The sequence below is a fragment of the Marivirga sp. genome (assembly GCF_024636815.1).
GTDB lineage: Bacteria > Bacteroidota > Bacteroidia > Cytophagales > Cyclobacteriaceae > Marivirga.
In genome coordinates this window covers 1-17,191 of record NZ_JAGXGF010000022.1, presented here as the reverse complement: position 1 = coordinate 17,191, position 17,191 = coordinate 1, and the positions used below count along the sequence as shown (strand labels likewise).

The window sequence follows — 17,191 nt, the reverse complement described above, 5'->3', positions numbered from 1 at the left end:
TTATTTAAAAGGGGATAATAGCATGAAATGGTGGACAATTGGTTTGTCCATCATGGCTACACAAGCCAGTGCTATTACTTTTCTATCTACCCCAGGTCAAGCATATGAAAGCGGTATGGGCTTCATTCAGTTTTACTTTGGTTTGCCTATTGCCATGATCATTCTGAGTATCTGGGTCTTACCCATTTATTATAAATTAAAAGTTTATACCGCATACGAGTATCTTGAATCTCGCTTTGATTTAAAAACCAGAATTTTAGGGGCGATTTTGTTTCTAATCCAGAGAGGTTTAGCCGCAGGGATCACCATATATGCACCAGCCATTATTCTATCTTCTATTTTAGGTTGGCCTTTGGTTTATACTACGGTAATTATAGGATCATTGGTAATCATTTATACTGTTAGTGGAGGTACAAAAGCAGTAAGTCAAACTCAAAAGCATCAGATGATTGTGATGATGGGAGGGATGGTAGTTGCAGGTCTTTTTGTAGTGAAATTACTTCCTGAGGATATTGGAATAGTGGAGGCCACAAAAATAGCCGGACATTTGGGTAAGCTTGAGTTAATTAATACTGAAGTGGATTTAGAAAATCGATATACGCTTTGGACTGGTTTGTTGGGAGGATTGTTTGTGGCTTTATCTTATTTTGGAACTGACCAATCACAGGTAGCACGTTACCTATCGGGTAAATCTTTAACTGAAAGTAGATTGGGATTGATGTTCAACGGCCTATTGAAAATCCCTATGCAGTTTGTTATTTTATTTATAGGAGCATTGGTTTTCGTTTTTTATCAGTTTAACCAAGCACCTGTATTCTTCAATGAAGCTGCTAAGGATGAAGTTTATTTGGATGAAGAACAAAAAGAAAAATATCAAGCTGTTGAGCTGCAATATTCTGATTTGTTTGAAGAGAAAAGAAAGCAAATACAATTACTATCTACAGCAGAAGGAGATCAGGTGGAAGTATTAAAGGAGAAAATTGCCGTTATTCACGATAAGGAAGACCAACTTAGAAATGAGGCTAAAGATATAATTAAATCTACAAATGAAGATTTAGAAACTACTGATACTGACTATGTTTTCATCACTTTTGTAATGGAAAACTTACCGAAGGGAATTATAGGACTTTTATTAGCTGTGATTTTTTCCGCAGCCATGTCTTCAACTGCTTCCGAATTGAATGCATTGGCTTCTACCAGTATAATTGACATTTATAAGCGAAATATTTACCAGAAAGGAAGTGAAAAACATTATTTAATAGCTTCAAAGCTATTTACGCTGTTTTGGGGTCTAGTTGCCATATTTTTCGCCACTTTTGCCGGCTTATTAGATAATTTGATTCAAGCTGTTAATATCTTAGGTTCAATATTTTATGGAACTATTTTAGGTGTTTTCTTATCCGGTTTTTTTATTAAGTATATAAAGGGAAATGCAGTATTCATCGGTGCTCTAGTAGCCCAAATAATAGTATTGTACTTTTATTTTTTCAGTGATATGGCTTATTTGTGGTTCAATTTAGTTGGATGCGGAATAGTTATACTGATAGGGCTAATTTATCAATACTTTAAGAATAATTAATTATTGAATTAGCTGTATTAAGTGATTTAAATAGTATTATCTATCTCAATTTTAAAGATATATTTGGAGGTTTGATTCACTAGTTGTATTTTTCTAACCTATATGAGCTTGAGAATAAATTTACTTTTCTTATTATTTTCTATCCTATTTAACTTTAAAGCATTTGCTCAAGATCCTGAATTGTCTAAAATTTACATGGAACAAGCGGATCAGGTATATGCAGAGGCTAAGGATGCAATAGAAATCGCCAAGGATATTTACATTCAGGCAGCAGAGGCTGATACCATGAATGTAAGAGCCAATTACATGACAGGGGTTCTTTACTTAGAAACTGTTAATAGAGATTATTCCACTAAATATTTTGAGAGAGTTAAGAGGTTAGATCCAAAATATAGATTTAATATTGATTACTTATTAGGAAGAGGTTATCAATATGGTTTGGAATTTGAAACGGCTTTGAAATATTTTAATGCCTACAAAAACAGGCTAATGGCTAATAAAAGTTATAGAGGGTCGGATAAAACTTCCGTTTATGATGTAAATGATCGGATTGAAGAATGTCAAAATGCTAAAGAAATTATTGGTATGCCCTCATCTTACACAATTGAGAATGTTGGTGATGATGTGAACTCAACCTGGCCAGATTATGCGCCTGTGCTCAATGAAGATGAAACAGTAATGATTTTCACTTCTCGTAGGCAGGAAGGTAATACCAATGAAAATGTGGATAAGGACAACTTCTATTTTGAGGATATTTATATTTCTAAGCGGAAGGGAGTAACATGGAGCAAATCAATAAATATTGGTCAAAATATTAATACTCCCTATCATGATTCTAATCTTTTTTTGAGTAGCGATGGTAAAACACTTTACATATATTCCGATGAAGGCAATGGGGATATTTTTTATTCAACCGAAAATGCAAATGAGGAATGGTCTAAACCCAAACCATTAGAAGGGAGGATAAATTCTCAAGGATTTGCAGAACAGTCAATTTGGGTTTCTGAAGATGATGAATTTATGATGTTTGCCTCCAATAGACCAGGGGGATATGGTGGGTTTGATATTTATGGATGTTACAAAGAAGATGGTCAATGGAAAAGACCTTTTAACATGGGGCCTGAAATCAATACTAAGCAAGATGAAGATGGACCTTATATGGCAAAGGATGGCCTTACAGTTTACTTTAGTAGCAAGGGGCATAAAGGTTTTGGTGGTTTCGATGTTTTTACCACTAAGTATGATACTAAATCGGAAAAATGGGGTAAACCTGAAAATTTAGGATATCCCGTAAATACAGTGGATGATGAAGTGTATTTTCACCCCACTTCAGATGGAGAAAGAGGTTATTTGGCTTCAGTTAGGGAGGAGGGCTTAGGATTTACGGATATTTACATGGTGAAACATGTTGGAGATTTAGGAATAACGGCTAGGGATAGAATTGCTATGCTCAGGAAAACAGATAATCAGTTTGTAACAGATGAGGAACTCGCTACTAAAAAATTGATAGATTCTGTTCTTAGTATTTCAGCTTATCAGGTTTATTTTGAAGTGAATTCTACTGACATAATAGAAAGACATGAGCCTAAATTGAATGATATGGCTAAATTTATTAAAGCGCACAATAATTTAGGTATTCAAATTTCTGCTTTTGCTTCATCTGATGGGAATCCTCGCTATAACTACGAATTATCAAATAAAAGGGCACAATCTGTCTTAGAATATTTTATAGAGCAAGGAATCGAAAGCGATCGTATGGCCGCTAGAGGGTTTGGAGTACTTACTGGGGGTGTTGAAGATAAATCACGAAAGGCCGAAGTAAAAATTCTCGACCTTTCGAAATTTGATCAATGATCAGGATTAAAACTTTTAATCCTGATTAAGTTATTTTACAAAGAGTCTATTAAATCCTGATTTCTTTTTACGTAACCAAAATCTCCAGAACTATTCTTTTTTGCTAATTCTATAGATTTTTCAGCTACTTTCTTAGCTTCTTTCTTATCACCCAATTTGGCTAAAATTTGCGCTTTCAGATGTAAATTCCAGAATTGAGCACTGTTATTTCCTTCTGCTAAATAGGCATCAACCCATTTTAGAGCTTGTTTTAAGTCTCTATCATTCGTGTAATAGTAATTAGCTGCTGTGATCAGGTTTCTTGGACTCACCTTTGTATACTGCTCAATTTGGGCCATTACCTTATCATCATATGAAACTTCAAAAGGTATTTTTAAACTTACATTTTCCCATTCAAAATGGATGTTAGCAGATTTATTATCAGCGCTAATATCTGAAATTTGGAAGGTTAAGGTTTCAACTGGCTCATCTAATTTTTCAACTTCTTGTATTACAGAAATTACTTCCTTAGACTCATTATAATTGCCTATATTTCCGCCAATGGATAGATCGCTATATAATTTAAATTCCCATTCGTTTTCTCCAGGAACCATAAAGATTAAATATTCTCCTGCTTCAACTTTATTTCCAGCAATTACAGCTTCTGTATTAAGATTTAAAACAGTTCCGTTATTAGCTCCTGCTCGCCATAACATGCCGTAAGGCTGTAAATAATCATTTCCATCCCCAAAAATTTCGCGTCCTTTTACGCTAGGTCTAAAATAGCTGATAGCAACATCAGTCAATCCAACAGTAGTTTCTACCTTAGCCTTTGGAGAAGGTTGTGGAATGTTAATTTGAGCTTGAAGCTCAAGCGTACCTATAATTAAAATAGATAGACCAAATAGTAAAATCGATTTTCTCATAATGATTATGTTTTTTAGTTAAATTAAAAGTTAATTAGCAATCAAAAACTACTTTTCTGAATGAAAGTTACAAAAAAAAGATTAGGAAGAGCATTTTTTCAAAATCCTGATGTAGTTGAAGTCGCAAAAAACTTATTAGGCAAAATAATTTGCTCCAATATTGAAGGAAATTATTGTGAAGCCATGATCACAGAAACCGAGGCCTATGCAGGCCAAAACGATAAAGCTTGTCATGCACATATGGGGAAATATACTAATAGGACCGCTACTATGTATGAAAAAGGTGGTACTGCTTATGTTTATTTATGTTATGGAATTCATCATCTTTTTAATATAGTATCCAATATTGAAGGTAATGCTGATGCAGTTTTAATTAGAGCTATTGAGCCCATAAATGGGACTGATATAATGTTGAATAGAAGGAATGCTAAGGATTTAAAGCCTATTGTCTTTTCAGGGCCAGGAAAACTAACCAAAGCATTGGGAATTGACAAATCTTTTAATGCTTTAGACCTCGTAAATAATGATACCTTGTACATTGTTGATAATAATTTTAATGTAAAAGATATTGAAAAGTCTACCAGAATAGGAATTGACTATGCTGAAGAAGATGCTTTATTGCCTTGGAGATTTTATATTTCGGGAAATAAATTTGTTAGTCAGCTTTAATAATATGTTTTTTTTCTAAATTAGACATTAAATTTAGATGTAATGGATAAATTCTTGTGCCCAATAGATTTCTCATCTTATTCCTTGAATGCATTAGAGTATGCCTCCAAGCTTTTGCAAATAAGAAAAGGCAGTTTGACACTAATTCATATTTTTTCAGAGAAAGAATTTCTACATGCATTAGAAGGAGAGAAATCTGATTTTGATGATTTAAAACAACACGCTAAAGATAAGTTAAGTGGGCTAGCAGATGAGATAGAAAAGGAATATGGGTTTGAATGTGATTTCATTCTCTCCATCGGAGAGGTTAATAACTCTATCAGTCAATATGCGCTCAAAAATGATTTTGATTTAATCATTATGGGTACTCAAGGCAATGGCTATAGTAGAAAAACTATAATTGGAAGTAGAACCTTGAGAACTGTCGAGAATGCCAAAGTTCCTGTTTTAACAGTACCACTGGATGCGGAATTTAATAGCTGGAACTCAGTAGTTTATGCTTCTGATTATTCTGAAGATGATAAAATCACTATGCAGAAGTTGGTAAGTTTTATTTATCCTTTTAGAAGTAGAATTCGGTTTGTACATGTGAGCCATTCCAAAAATAGAATGAATGAAAAAAGCTATGAACAATTCAAAACTGAGTTATCTAGCTTTTTAGGTTATGATAAAATAAGTTACTACTTAAAAGAATATAAGAAGGATATAAGTAGTGGGATTGAGGAGTTTGTCACTGAACAGCAGGGTGATGTTCTTGTTTTACTTAAACGAAAACGAAATTTTTTCGAAAAACTTATGGGGAATAGTGTGTCAACAGAAATCACTTACCTTAGCACGCACCCACTCTTAATTTATCATGAGAAAAATCAATAGTCTAAAGGGTTTATTCTAGAAGTTTTATCAAAGCTGCAGTATAGTCCTGTAGAAACGGAACTTAAAAGGAGTTAGCGCTTTGAAAAGAATCATTGATATTTTAAATAATACCATAATCTGTTATTTAATAAATAAGAATCATTAAATAATTTATTCATGTACAGCTTTGAGGTAATTTTTATATTGATTTTACAAATCTAAGAACAAATTTATTTTATATTCCAGTTTGTATTTGTAAATCCTTTTTGTCTATAAGTAACTGATAAACAACTTAAAAGGAGTCTTTAATTATTTTATAACTTTAAGTTGAATTTAGGAAAAAATGTATTAGATTAGCATCTCAGTTATTTATCACTAATGTTATTTTTATTAAATCTTATAAAGATTTGAGGTAAGTTTTGTATAAATTGATAATTGTAACATTTAATGTTTTACTTTAAATTGTATTTATTATAAATTCTGATGAGATGCGATTAGGTTTAGTCTTATTCATATTGTTTTTTTCTATCGGATTCTTGAGTAATGGACAAGATAAGCCATTTATCATTGATTCCTTAGAAAGTATATATGATGATATCTCACCAGTTTTATCAGCAGATGAAAATACACTTTATTTTACAAAAAAGAACCATCCTGACAATGCAGGTGGTGAAAGAGATTCAGGTGACATTTGGTTTAGTCAAAAAGTAAATGGAAGCTGGACCATAGCGCAAAGATTAAGAGGCCCAGTCAATAATACAGATTTCAATGCAGTAATTGGAATTACTCCTGATGATAATATTATGTATGTTGCAGGCAATTATAAGAGTCCACGAAAAGGAGGGGTTTCATTTTCAAGAAAGATAGGAGAGAATTGGAGCGAACCTAAGCCTATTGATATTCCTTATTATAAAAATAAATCCGAACACCTTTCCGGTAGTCTTAGTAAAGATGGTAAAATCATGGTGTTGAGCTTAGAAAGTTTTGGCTCAAGAGGAAATGAAGATATTTATTATACTTTTAGGAAATCTGTTGATGAATGGACGGAGTTAAGAAACTTGGGAGTTGATGTAAATACTGAAGCTCAGGAATTAACCCCTTATTTAGCTTCAGATAACAAAACCCTGTTTTTTAGCTCAAATGGAAGAGGTGGTAAAGGAAGTAGAGATGTGTTTTATACAAAAAGGCAAGATGCTACCTGGACGACCTGGTCGGATGTAATTAATTTAGAGAGTATTAATTCAGAAGGTGCAGATTGGTATTTCAAAATATACAATAATGGAGAGAATGCTTTAATGGTGAATACAGTTAATAGCGTTGGTTTAGGAAATATTATGACTACTATAACTCCAGATGTAGTAGAGATAGAGCCTGAAGTTGAAAAAAGCATGACAGCATCTTCTCAATCTGTTCTGGCTATTAATAGTAACAAAGAGACTCCTCCAAAAAGAGCGAAAATCCAAATACAATTTGAAGTTGTTGATGGCTTTACTGGAGACCCACTAAAACCTCAATTGCTTATAAAAGGAGTAAATGAAATGAGTAAAAGCTCCTATTCTGAAATTGTTATGGGGAAAAATTCATCTTATAAAACCAAATTATTTAAAGATTCAATCTACACTGTAGATATTGCAGCGGAAGGTTATTTAGATGACTTACAAACTATTAAGACTGATACTGTCAGTGATAACGAGACGATAAGGTTAGAACTTTTGAGTTTAAAAGAGGGGACTACTATTCAGCTGAAAAGTGTTTTATTTGAAAGAGGTACTGCTGATATTTTAGATGGTTCTTTTGAAGAATTGGATAGGGTTTATAAAATGTTAGATAAAAACCCAAATATTGAAATAGAGCTTTCGGGACATACTGACAATACTGGAAGCGCAAAATTGAATATAGAACTATCACAAAAGCGTTCTGATAGAATTAAAGAGTATTTGGTTGAAAAAGGCATTGAGTCTAATAGATTAGAAAGCAATGGATATGGAGGAGCAAGACCAATCGCAAGTAATAAATCAGAAGCTACTAGAAAATTGAACCGTAGAGTAGAATTCACCATTATTAAAAATTAATATGCTAAATGGCTACGGATGAGATTAGTTTAAGAGAAAGAAAATCAGCAAAATTAAAATTACTGATATTGTCGATAGCTAAAACAATGCTTCGACAACAAAGCTTTCAAGATATACATGTAACAGATATTTGCCAAAAAGCTGATATTTCAAAAGTTACTTTCTTTCGATATTTTCCTCAAAAAGAAGATTTGTTATTGTATTTCATGCGAGTATGGGCGTTTGAGCTCAATATTGAATTACAAAGAAATGATATCAAAGGACTAAGAGCCGTAAAGCAAATTTATGATCGTTATGGTGACTTATGTGAGAATTATAATTCCGTCATTCTTCATTTAATTAAATATCATGCTGTTTCGCCTTTAGTTTTAAAACCTATTAGCATTAAAAAAGCAGAAAAACATTTACTATTCCCAAATTTGGAGGGTGTTCAGCAAATGGAAGTCCTGGCTTTTGATAAGCTTTTAGAAAAATATTTACTTGATGCTATTTTTCAAACTGAAATCACCAGAAGTTCAGATGTCTCTGAAATGGTCAATTTACTTTTAACAACCACCTATGGTTCTATTTTGGTTGCTAAAATGAAGCAATTGCCCGTTAAAGCAATAGTCAAAAAGAATATAAATGCTGTTTTAGAAACTTTTTGAATAATCGACTAATCTTCTTAGCACTTCATCATTTTTGATTATTTTTACAGCAAATAATTAATTATGAAAATCACAGAATTTTTAAAACATAACTATCGTCATTTTAATGCTGCCGCGCTTATTGATGCAGCGGATGCTTATAAGAGCCATGTTGAGTCTGGTAAAAAAATGTTGGTATCCTTAGCTGGAGCAATGTCCACTGCAGAATTGGGGATTTCATTTTCTGAAATGATTCGTCAAGATAAAGTTCAAATCATTAGTTGCACGGGAGCCAACCTGGAAGAGGACTTAATGAATCTGGTAGCGCATAGCCATTATGAAAGAGTTCCTAATTACAGAGATTTAACCCCACAACAAGAATGGGATTTGTTAGAGAAAGGCCTGAATAGAGTGACGGACACTTGTATTCCAGAGGAAGAAGCCTTCAGAAGATTGCAACAACATATATTTGAAATATGGAAAGATGCTGAAGAAAAAGGAGAGCGTTATTTTCCACATGAGTTTATGTATAAATTGATTAGGTCAGGTGTATTAGAGCAATACTATGAGATTGATCCTAAAAATAGTTGGATGTTAGCAGCTGCAGAAAAGAACTTACCTATCATTGTTCCGGGATGGGAAGATAGTACTATGGGTAATATTTTTGCTAGCTATTGTGTAAAAGGTGAATTGAATCCTTCTACTATGAAATCTGGAATTGAATATATGACATACCTGGCGGATTGGTACAAAACAAATGCAGGAACTGAAGGCGTTGGATTTTTTCAAATAGGAGGGGGCATAGCGGGAGATTTTCCTATATGTGTAGTGCCAATGCTGTATCAGGACTTGGAATATACTGATGTTCCGTTTTGGAGCTACTTCTGCCAGATTTCTGATTCCACTACTAGTTACGGTTCTTATTCTGGAGCAGTGCCTAATGAAAAAATTACCTGGGGTAAATTAGATATTGACACCCCTAAATTTATTGTGGAATCTGATGCTACGATTGTAGCGCCATTAATTTTCGCAATTGTTTTAGGACAGTAAAATTTTAAGCAGCTAGTACTTCAATATACTGGCTGTTTAAAATTTCTCTTTTATGTATAATCAATTTCTATTTGATTTTTAAAATAATAAAATCGCTTAATTCTTTTTTAATACTAACACAATCTTATTAAAATCAGCGGCAGCGTTTATAACTTTTTGAAAGGCTTTAAAGTCTTCTTTAGGATAATAAATTTCTTCATAGAATTCATCAATCTGAATGATTAATTGTTGATCGTTTAGTTCATAGCTTGATTTAAATTTAAAAATTTCTTTGCCCTCTTTATTTTTTACTAATTCATTAATTATTAAATCTTCCAAATTTTGTGGTTGATATCCTTCAGGCAGATTAATTGTGATTTTTCTATCATAGCTTCTAGTATATTCATTAACAATATTCAACTTCCTTTCCTTTTCCTGGTAAAGTTCTGACTGGGGTCCTATAAGCTCTCCTACCTTCAAGAGAAGTGTCGGTCCCGCCTTGTCTAAAAATGCTTTAGTGGTAAATGTGCTGGAAACCTCAAGAGGAGCTTTCCAATTTGTGTGATCAAATTCAGTTTTATTAAATTTCATGGACTGAATATCTGCGTCAGAAGTCATGAACTTTACAAGGTTTTTTAATAGCTCTTCTTTTTGCTGCTCTTCAATAATAGGTAGAATAGATTTAATAAAAGAAGACTGGTACCCAGTGAAACTTCTTTCCAAACTTATTTCATTTGAAAATAAGTCATCCTCAAAGTTTACTACAATCTCCATATCATCCTTGTTGTAGCTGGCTGCCGGGGCTTCAATATAATTTGTGTAAATTACAGGTATACTATAATCTCTGATAATGGTTTCTTTAATAAATACAGCTTCTGTAGCGGTAAATTCAGAGGGTATTATATCCAGTCTTATTGAAAGATCATGAGGGGTTAAATAACTTTTGCTTTTAGGTAAATAAAATAGATAGTCCGACAAATAATTGTAGGATTCAAAAGTAAGGTCTATTTCCATTTTTTTTCTATCGGGTACTAAAACTATCTCATATTGGACATTAGAGGCTTTAAGTAGAGCTGCAGTTAGTCTCGCTAGCCCCAGTTTATTGCTAAATTTATTATCTATAATAAAATCTAATTGTAGTGATTCAATCCCCGCATTTTCTTCATAGAAGAAGTTTTTTTTCATGTAGTCTTCAATAATAGCAGCCTTATCGTATTCATTTGATGCATTTGAGAAATCAATCTTTCTAAGCAATTTAGCAACAGCTTTGTCTTCAGATCTTTCTCTTTTTATTATTTTTGAATGAATGTTTTTACCAATTTTTTCCCATGTAAAAAGCTTAGATCCATCACTATACGAATTATAAGCTAACATTAATTCTAAACGCATCCTTTCAGAATTGTAATTAGAAAATGGTTCTTCAGATAATGCAGGAATATTTTCTGCACTTACACTGTACTGATTATATTCTTCATTTTCAGTAAATTCAATTTCTGGAAGACCATTATAGCCTTTCACTTCATACTTAAGATTAGGTGGACACGTTAAAGTAAACTCAAACTTATTTACAGGAGCTTCAAATTGTACAAATTCCCTCCCAAAATATTCTGGAGCCATTTTTCTGGTGTGATAAAATTCAATTTCATCTCCTACCTCAGCTCCTTCAATAGCAAAAATTTTGTAACCTTTGCCACCATCTTTATCTTCTACCTCTTTAATTTCATTTTTATCCAATTCTACTACTTTACCATCAGGTCCCAAAGTTCTAGCCTTAATATCCATTATTTCAATTGTATTAGATAAGGGTATGTAGATTCGGTTGTTTGAGGAAACTGCCTTATCACTATTTACCTTTACTATATAATGTTTGGTATAGTATAAAGTCAATTTTTCATCTTCATAAACATATTGATATTTCAGCTTATTTAATAAAACAATTTCGCTGTTTTGATCCATTACAACTTCTTCTGTCTTTCTACTATTATCCCAGCTGTAAGGGATATATTGCTGTGAAAGGCTATCTGTAGAAATTAGTAGAGTAATCAGTATAATTAGATATTTCATTCTGCTTAGTTTGTTTTTTGAAAAATAGGGTGTGTTATAATAGTACTTCCTTTACAAATACTTTTTAAGAATAATTATCTCACTAAAAGCTTTGCTTAATTTACTGATTGCTTTATTCCAGTCGTCAAAGTTTTCAGGATTCATTAATAAATAATTAAGGTAATATTCTGTTGTTAATAAAACTGTATCATCTTCTAAAGTATATTTCATACTAAATCCGAATAGATCACCTTCATGTAATTGGTCTTCAGGTAAGAAAGATACTTTGTAACCTTCAGGAATAGAAAATCGGTAAACATTTCTTTTTAAATATTTGTAATCATTTTCTATTGGTAATTTTCTGGCTTTATCTATCAGATCATTATTGTAAGGTTTGTCCAGATTAATATTTATGTAAATTTCATCTCCTATCTGTTGGTAATAACTTTGAATTGAAAAAGTATAATCAATCAATATCGGAAGATCTAAATCTTTTAATTGATGGATTTTATAATCATCTAATTGAAATTTATTACTTCCTTTAGAAAGAAGTCTTTTGAGATAATCTTCTCTATCTTTTTCACTAGTAACGTTCAGGTTATAATTATTAAAAACTCTTGCAAAGCCTGTTAAACTTAGCTTTCCACTGCCTTTTAACTCTCCATTCTTTAAACTGAAAAGAATACTATCAGTCATTGTATTTGCCTTCTTATCTATTTCAGGTACTTTCTCAATTTGAAATGTATCCCCAAAAGAAATGAGGACTTCTTTTCCTTGAATCATTGATGATGGAAGTTCGAATGGAGAAAATTGTGCGGTAGCATCAAGATAATAATATCTTCCATCATGGATGTAAGTAGCAATCATATGGTTATCTACCGAAGGTGTAGCAAATTCAGAATAACTATAAGGTATATCTCTCGTCCCTACCCAGGTAAAATAAGCTTCAATATCAGCATGGTGAAGCATATTCACCAATAAACTAGCCATATCTTTACAATCGCCATAGCGTTTGCTGCAAACATAAGCTCCGCCATGAGGAATAAACCCTCTCATACCATCTTCAAAAGCAATATATTTGATGTTTTGCTGCACCCAATAAAATATGGCCTTTACTTGTTCTTTTTCATTATCAATATCTTTGATTATAGATTGAGTTATTTTATCAACTTCTTCATTATAATCTTCTTTTAAGCCTTCAATAAAACCACCATACCAATTATGTAAATCTTCGGGTCCTGCAAGAAGATTCACGATCTTATTCTCATTATTGAGGTAGCTTTCAATTCTTATATTAATATGAGGAATAAAATATTTAATATTAGGAGTGTTATCTTCTACTTTATACTTATCAACATTTTTTATAGTGTATGTATATTTTATTTTACCTCTTATTTCTTCCTCTGAAACTGCTATATCATGACCTTCAGCATTTCTAAGATCGAAATCAATTGTAATTTCCTTATCAACTAAAACTGTGTAGGTAGCTTCAACAATAGGAAGATAACTTTGAAAATAAAATCCAGGAGAAAAGCGAGGTTCATTTAAAGTTCGAGAGTATTCCAAAACTGTCTTAGAGCCAGGTTGAATGGCCGGAAATATAAAATTCAAGACTTTAGTGTCATCATAAAACACTGTGGAATTTTCATCGAAGGACTCTTTAAATTCATCTACCTTGATTGTTTTAGACCTGTTTTTAAAAGGAATTTCTGTATAAGCTTTGATGTCGCTTATTTCTTCAAATGAATTAGTATAAATCTTGTTGGTAGTGTATTGATTAGAATAGGAGCCCAGATGAATAATTTCTTCATAATTCTTTGCTTTCACTACCGGCCTACCTTTTTCCATCATTATTTCAACTTCAAGAGCTAGTTTATTGAAAACTGCTTGCTCTTCAGGATATGAGGTTTTGAGTTTACTTACTTGTTCTTTTAAATCTTGCCCATTTAAATTATAATGGAAGCAAAATATAGCAACTAAAAGAATCCTACAAATTTGCTGAAATACCCCTTTAATAAATTGCTCCATCTCTATAATAGGTCTTATTAACTATTTTTCCTTTTTGATCATACTTAATACTCCAGCCATTTTTATCACCACCTAGGTATTCAATCTCTTCTTTTATTTCGCCATTCTTATAATATTCGATGATTTTACCTTCTGCATAGTCATTCACAAATTTTACAGAACGTTTTAAGGTCCCGTCTGCGTAATAGTTTTTATCTGTTCCTTTAGCGATGCCATTTTCAATTAACTCCTCACTTTTTAACTGACCGGAAGGATAATAACTTAAGATTTTCCCGCTAAAATATCCGTTTTCATATGGTTGAATAACAGCTAGCTGTCCATTTTTATAGTAAGTGATTACCTCACCATTCCCATCAAAAGAAGTTATTTTATATTCGCCAGCTTTATTTAAGCCAGAAAAAGATATAATACCTGATTCATCATAATTCTTTACTAAAAATTTCTCTCCATCCGGTGTGAAATATGAGCACTCACCAATTTTGTCACCATTTTTATAATTACATTCAGATTCCAATTTACCGGATTTATAGTAATTTTTATAGTAACCATTTAGTTCATCATGAGTATATTCCCCTTCAGACTCCACTGTTCCATCTTCATAATACCAATACCAAACGCCTTCTTGAAGCCCATGCTTATACATACCTTTTACTTCAATATTTCCATTTGGATAATAAACAACATATTCACCATTTGCTTTACCGTTCTTTATAGGTGTGTGGACAAATTCTTTACCAGAAGGATAATAAGTAACCATGTCCTTTACATTTTCTCCACAGCTAATTGCTGTTTTGTAGAAGGTTTTTCCATTATGGAATTTAAGAATATAGTCTCCGTTTCCATGCTGAAAATCAGCCGTATTAAATGTATTTCCTAAGGTGTCATATTGAAAAAACTGAAGGAGGAAGCCATTTTTATATCGAAATTTTTCACTTATTCTTCCTTTGTTATCGTAATTAGTTTCATAACCATTTGGTTCACCATTAAGATAATATACCTCACTATCTAAAGAACCATCTTTATCATAATATTTCCACAATTGTTGCTGTTGATCATCTAATATCCATCCTTCATTTTTGATGTTTCCGTTATCAAAGTAATTAATAGTATAACCTTGTTCAATCCCATTTTTAAATAAACTTTTTCTAGAAACGATGCCATTTTCATGATAAGCTAATAATTCCCCTTCTAATAAGCCATCACTATAATTTCCTATACTACTTATTTTTCCATTTTGATGATAATTAGTGAGTTTCCCTTCTAATTTCCCTTTTTTATAATTGCCTTCTATTAATTTTTTTCCATTTCCGTAATATGCTAGATATTTAAAGTTTCCTTTTTTATCAAAGGCCTCATTAATGATTTCACCAGCTGAATTATAATTTCTATACCCAATAAAGAGGTCATCATTATAAAATGATTCTTGCAGTAAAACCCCTTCTGATGAATAACCTTTGTTTATATAATCATATTCTTCATCATCATATATCTCTTCAGAATCAAGCTTTCCGTTATCGTGAAAAAATTTCCATTGACCTACTTTGTTTCCATTTACATAAGAGCCTTCAAATTCAAGTTCTCCGTTTTCATGATAGCTCTTCCATAAACTATCATATTTGTCATTTTCATAATAACCTTCTGTTTTTAATTCTCCACTCTGATAGTAAGAATGAAATGGACCGTTAGCTAGATTATTGTCATATTTTACCATACTTTGCAAAGTGCCATCAGCATAATAATTGAAATAATCATTAGTTAGTGTGTCATTTAAATAGTTATAGGTTGTTATGCTATCACCAAGCATGTTATAATAAATACCTTTTCCTTGTTTGAGTCCCGCCTTCACGCTCCACTTTTCTTTCAATGTGCCACAAGAGTAAAAAGTTTTAATTTCCCCATTAACCTCATCATTTTCATAAAAAACTTTAGAGGAAAGCATCCCATTCTCGTTATAGAAAACTATTTCTCCATCGATATTGCCATCTTTATAATTCTCAATTTTTTCTAGGACACTATTGTTGTAGTAGTAATGCCATTGTCCCTGTTTATTTCCTTTTTCATTAAAACTTCCAGTTATTTGTATTTCTCCATTTTGATGGTAGAAAGTCCAATCTCCCAGATATAACTCATCTTTAAGTACTCCAATCGCATTAAGCTTATTATTGTCGTAAAACCAAAAGGGATGTTCTTGAGATTTACCATCTTTTGTAACATAATTTGTTTTTCTAAAATCTTTTAAATAATTATTTGTATGATCGTAAAAGGATAACATTTCCTTTTCATTTTTCTTTAGCCATTTATTAACATCTTTATTACTGGCGGATGTTAATATGAAATGAATAAAAGAATTTTCCAGTTCTTCTTTTTGATAAGAAATGTAGAGGGGAACATAGAAATCCATCCAAAAGTCATTTGTATTGTCCTGGTATGAAAGAGACTCCAATATTAATTCCATTTGTTGTGCTACTGGCGCCCTTAAAACAATGTCTGACTTGAATTTAGAGTCAGTGGCAGCATTGCTGTTAATAATGAGTTCAAGTTCTTTGAAAAGTTCTTCCGTTCCTCCTTTAATACTCCCCTGAAACGGAAGTGAATTTTTAAATAAATCATTTAGAATAACCAGCGCCTTATTATTTGTTGGGTTTAAAGCTATCCCCATTGAATAGCTCATAGCAGCTCTGGACTTTAAACCTTTTAGGGTCATTAAATTACCCAATAGTATATGCATACTACTATGAAATGGGTTTATTCTTAACCCTTGCTTAAAAATCGACTCTGCTTCCTCATACATTTCAGATTTCATATAAATCTTTCCTAAGTTGAAATGAAGAGAAATTTCATAAGGATATTTCTTTAAAGCTTTCTTAATTTCTTCAATTGCCTTTTCTTTTTCACCTAAACCTAAGTAAGCGGTTCCTAATTGATCATAAAATGTTGCGCGATAAGGATTAGTTGAATTTTTGTATTCTTCGCCTATAGCTACAGCTTTTTCATATTGTTCACTTTTATTGTAAGTATACATGAGTTTTGACTGCATGTATACATAGTTTGTATCACTTTCCGATATTTTTAAATATAATGGGATTGCTTCTTCGTGCTTTCCTTCGCTATTTAGCTGATTTGCTTGTGTTAATATTTCCTCTGAATTAATTAAAGGAGTAGGGGTGTTTTGGCTTAATGATACAAGACTTGCTAAAAGTAAAAAGCCAGTGATTAGATATTTCATAAATTATTAAAAAGTTGAAACCACAATAAAAATATATTATCTTAGATAAAACAAATATATTACTTGTTAAATATATTTTTTTCGATCAAGAAGGCGATTTGACAAAATTGTAATTATATAATTTCAGAAATTTGAACAGTATGATCATAAAATTCAATTCTATTTATTAACCTGAGTTCGATTCTTATTTAGGATTCAGAACGTCTATAAATAGTGAGTTTCAACTAAAAATTCTGAAACAATAGCAGGCTATTGCAAGGGGTTTTTAGGAAGAAAATCGCTGTTTATAGGCGGAAAGGGGAAAACTT

At 32.0% G+C, this 17,191-nt stretch carries 11 protein-coding genes; 7 read left to right on the top strand and 4 right to left on the bottom strand.

From position 1 onward, the window contains the following. Both Q0L29_RS02275 and Q0L29_RS02270 read left to right on the top strand, forming a co-directional pair. Window positions 1-1,579: sodium:solute symporter (locus tag Q0L29_RS02275; protein WP_296618708.1), on the top strand; the 1,579-nt coding region annotated here is incomplete at its 5' end. A 102-nt stretch (window positions 1,580-1,681) separates the two neighbouring features. Continuing rightward, entirely contained in the window at window positions 1,682-3,433 is a 1,752-nt protein-coding gene (locus Q0L29_RS02270; protein WP_296618707.1) for an OmpA family protein, read from the top strand. A gap of 35 nt (window positions 3,434-3,468) precedes the next feature. Here Q0L29_RS02270 and Q0L29_RS02265 read toward each other — a convergent pair whose 3' ends face one another. Continuing rightward, window positions 3,469-4,338 (bottom strand): DUF2911 domain-containing protein, encoded by an 870-nt coding sequence (locus tag Q0L29_RS02265; RefSeq protein WP_296618705.1) that lies wholly within the window; start codon window positions 4,336-4,338, stop codon window positions 3,469-3,471. A 60-nt stretch (window positions 4,339-4,398) separates the two neighbouring features. Between Q0L29_RS02265 and Q0L29_RS02260 the strand changes: the two genes are divergently transcribed. From Q0L29_RS02260 to Q0L29_RS02240, 5 genes are all read left to right on the top strand, one after another. Continuing rightward, a complete protein-coding gene (locus Q0L29_RS02260; protein ID WP_296618704.1) occupies window positions 4,399-5,007 on the top strand; it encodes a DNA-3-methyladenine glycosylase in 609 nt (202 codons plus the stop codon). A 42-nt stretch (window positions 5,008-5,049) separates the two neighbouring features. After that, entirely contained in the window at window positions 5,050-5,880 is an 831-nt protein-coding gene (locus Q0L29_RS02255; RefSeq protein ID WP_296618703.1) for a universal stress protein, read from the top strand. Window positions 5,881-6,347: 467 nt separating this feature from the next. Further along, window positions 6,348-7,931: an OmpA family protein gene (locus tag Q0L29_RS02250; RefSeq protein WP_296618701.1), complete on the top strand. Its 1,584-nt coding sequence runs from the start codon at window positions 6,348-6,350 to the stop codon at window positions 7,929-7,931. Window positions 7,932-7,939: 8 nt separating this feature from the next. Then, entirely contained in the window at window positions 7,940-8,578 is a 639-nt protein-coding gene (locus Q0L29_RS02245; RefSeq protein WP_296618700.1) for a TetR/AcrR family transcriptional regulator, read from the top strand. Window positions 8,579-8,641: 63 nt separating this feature from the next. Beyond that, a complete protein-coding gene (locus tag Q0L29_RS02240) occupies window positions 8,642-9,607 on the top strand; it encodes a deoxyhypusine synthase family protein (protein WP_296618698.1) in 966 nt (321 codons plus the stop codon). A 96-nt stretch (window positions 9,608-9,703) separates the two neighbouring features. On the opposite strand, the gene Q0L29_RS02235 is transcribed toward Q0L29_RS02240, so the two are convergent. Genes Q0L29_RS02235 through Q0L29_RS02225 form a run of 3 tightly spaced genes read right to left on the bottom strand, consistent with a single transcriptional unit; the run spans window position 9,704 to window position 16,883 of the window. Continuing rightward, window positions 9,704-11,650: a DUF3857 domain-containing protein gene (locus tag Q0L29_RS02235; RefSeq protein ID WP_296618697.1), complete on the bottom strand. Its 1,947-nt coding sequence runs from the start codon at window positions 11,648-11,650 to the stop codon at window positions 9,704-9,706. Between the two features lie 51 nt (window positions 11,651-11,701). Next, on the bottom strand, window positions 11,702-13,657 hold the full coding sequence (locus tag Q0L29_RS02230) for a DUF3857 domain-containing protein (RefSeq protein WP_296618696.1): 1,956 nt from the start codon (window positions 13,655-13,657) through the stop codon (window positions 11,702-11,704). Continuing rightward, window positions 13,641-16,883, bottom strand: coding sequence for a tetratricopeptide repeat protein (locus tag Q0L29_RS02225; protein ID WP_296618694.1), 3,243 nt, complete (start codon window positions 16,881-16,883; stop codon window positions 13,641-13,643). The genes Q0L29_RS02230 and Q0L29_RS02225 overlap by 17 nt, the downstream gene beginning before the upstream one ends. Window positions 16,884-17,191 lie beyond the last annotated feature (308 nt).

What these genes read in the sequence shown, in the direction of transcription:
- Q0L29_RS02270 (WP_296618707.1), top strand. Translation starts at nt 1,682, where the DNA reads ATGAGCTTGAGAATAAATTTACTTTTCTTATTATTTTCTATCCTATTT.
- Q0L29_RS02265 (WP_296618705.1), bottom strand. Translation starts at nt 4,338, where the DNA reads ATGAGAAAATCGATTTTACTATTTGGTCTATCTATTTTAATTATAGGT.
- Q0L29_RS02260 (WP_296618704.1), top strand. Translation starts at nt 4,399, where the DNA reads ATGAAAGTTACAAAAAAAAGATTAGGAAGAGCATTTTTTCAAAATCCT.
- Q0L29_RS02255 (WP_296618703.1), top strand. Translation starts at nt 5,050, where the DNA reads ATGGATAAATTCTTGTGCCCAATAGATTTCTCATCTTATTCCTTGAAT.
- Q0L29_RS02250 (WP_296618701.1), top strand. Translation starts at nt 6,348, where the DNA reads ATGCGATTAGGTTTAGTCTTATTCATATTGTTTTTTTCTATCGGATTC.
- Q0L29_RS02245 (WP_296618700.1), top strand. Translation starts at nt 7,940, where the DNA reads ATGGCTACGGATGAGATTAGTTTAAGAGAAAGAAAATCAGCAAAATTA.
- Q0L29_RS02240 (WP_296618698.1), top strand. Translation starts at nt 8,642, where the DNA reads ATGAAAATCACAGAATTTTTAAAACATAACTATCGTCATTTTAATGCT.
- Q0L29_RS02235 (WP_296618697.1), bottom strand. Translation starts at nt 11,650, where the DNA reads ATGAAATATCTAATTATACTGATTACTCTACTAATTTCTACAGATAGC.
- Q0L29_RS02230 (WP_296618696.1), bottom strand. Translation starts at nt 13,657, where the DNA reads ATGGAGCAATTTATTAAAGGGGTATTTCAGCAAATTTGTAGGATTCTT.
- Q0L29_RS02225 (WP_296618694.1), bottom strand. Translation starts at nt 16,883, where the DNA reads ATGAAATATCTAATCACTGGCTTTTTACTTTTAGCAAGTCTTGTATCA.